Origin of the sequence: Lachnotalea glycerini (genome assembly GCF_003201285.1) — a bacterium.
Taxonomy (GTDB): Bacteria; Bacillota; Clostridia; order Lachnospirales; family Lachnospiraceae; genus Lachnotalea; species Lachnotalea glycerini.
Genome location: NZ_QICS01000044.1, coordinates 1 through 1,560, shown reverse-complemented (window position 1 = coordinate 1,560; position 1,560 = coordinate 1). Strand labels below are relative to the sequence as shown.

At 38.1% G+C, this 1,560-nt stretch carries 2 protein-coding genes and 1 pseudogene; all 3 read right to left on the bottom strand.

Annotated elements, in window-relative coordinates:
- Positions 1-386 (bottom strand): annotated as a pseudogene (locus C8E03_RS21725) (hypothetical protein); the annotation flags it as partial.
- A gap of 283 nt (positions 387-669) precedes the next feature.
- Complete coding sequence (locus C8E03_RS21720) at positions 670-1,008, bottom strand: hypothetical protein (RefSeq protein WP_110292109.1); 339 nt, start codon at positions 1,006-1,008, stop codon at positions 670-672.
- A gap of 21 nt (positions 1,009-1,029) precedes the next feature.
- Positions 1,030-1,560: hypothetical protein (locus C8E03_RS22210; RefSeq protein ID WP_207657832.1), on the bottom strand; the 531-nt coding region annotated here is incomplete at its 5' end.

The window sequence follows — 1,560 nt, the reverse complement described above, 5'->3', positions numbered from 1 at the left end:
ATAATTCGCTCGGCTTCACCAAACGCAGTTACAAACAACCCTCCTGCATACGCATAACTGTCAGTTTTCGTGGTTACTTCTCCATAGCGGTTTTCCAGACTTTGCGTAACCGGATCCACAGATACCTCACTCTCTACCTGAACTTCTCCCGGAAAATGTAGGTAATCTGAGATTCCTGCCGTTGTTTTGACTGTTTTTGTGGGTTCACTTTTGATGTGAATCGCCAGCGGATCTTCCAAGCATCCTGTATCGGTGTTCTGTATCAGAAATCCTCCGATACTGCTATTATAATACCTTGCTCGTAGATATTGCAATCCGGTATTGGTATCCACTGCTTCCGCATTGTACCCATAAGGGCTGTCGGTTTCTCCACTTACCTGTGCCACTTAGTTAAAATGCACCCTTTCAAACATTTAAATTTTGTTCGAAAGAGTGCATTTATATCATCATATTTGAACTACACCTAAAAATCCGATTGTATATCCATGCAAATTTTTTTGCATAAGTCTCTTAATTCAGTAATCATGGATTACATCAATTCGTGAGAGACATGATACTGAATTAAACGACAGGGATTTAGGAAGTTGGTTGTACAAACTATAACCATAATAGATTTTAATTTGTGTATAATTTATCATCTTTATATTCCTAAACTGAATACTTAATAAATTAAAAATCACTATAGTCTGAATATACAATCTTTTCTTCAGGTAACCCATTTGGATATTCATAAGCTGGATAATCTTCATTTGCAATTTGCATAAAATGGTTTACTGTGTCCATTAATGCCTCCTCTATTGTTTTTCCATGTCCTACAGCACCTTCAGGGCTATCATCAAATTTTCTTATAATTCTTATGTCTGTGTACCCATAAAATTTTCCCTCTTGGCTCTCATATATTTTTATTTTCATTTTTCCATATGGCAAAATATTATGTGCCCATATTTGAAATTCAGCCACACACCTTTCGATTGCTCCAACATTTTCTATCTTCAAGTTCTTCCACATATCTAATGCCCCTCCTTTTCGTTACTGTTTACCAAAAGAAATTATTGTTCCATCTGGTGCTAAATCAATATATTTTCCGTTTTTGTAATATCTAGTAATATTAGGTGTTTCACCTGGAATATCGTATGCTTTTCTTGCCCCTTTAAGATTACGAGCAAATTCTTCTGCCTTTCTAAGATATTGCTGTGGATCTTTTGCACCTACTTCAGCACCATGTTTGTTAAAATGCTTCCGTAATGATTTTTCAGGGCTTTCAAATGAACCCTTGTTCCATTTACCTGTATCTAATGACGCTTCAGAGCCTCCCTTACTCACATCGGTATTCTCCGCCGCCTCTTGTGCTTTCTTAATATCTCCGGCTAAGTTATCAGTAGCCGTCATACTAATTGATATACCATATGCCATTTCTGCTATTCCGGTTATCAAAACATCTGTGCTGATTGCAATAGTCGGTATCCCTGCCGCTGCTCCCGCACCGCTCATTGATATGACCGCTCCAAAGATATCTCCAATACCACCTGCCACTGTTTCTGCCGTTCCTGCCACCGTCAA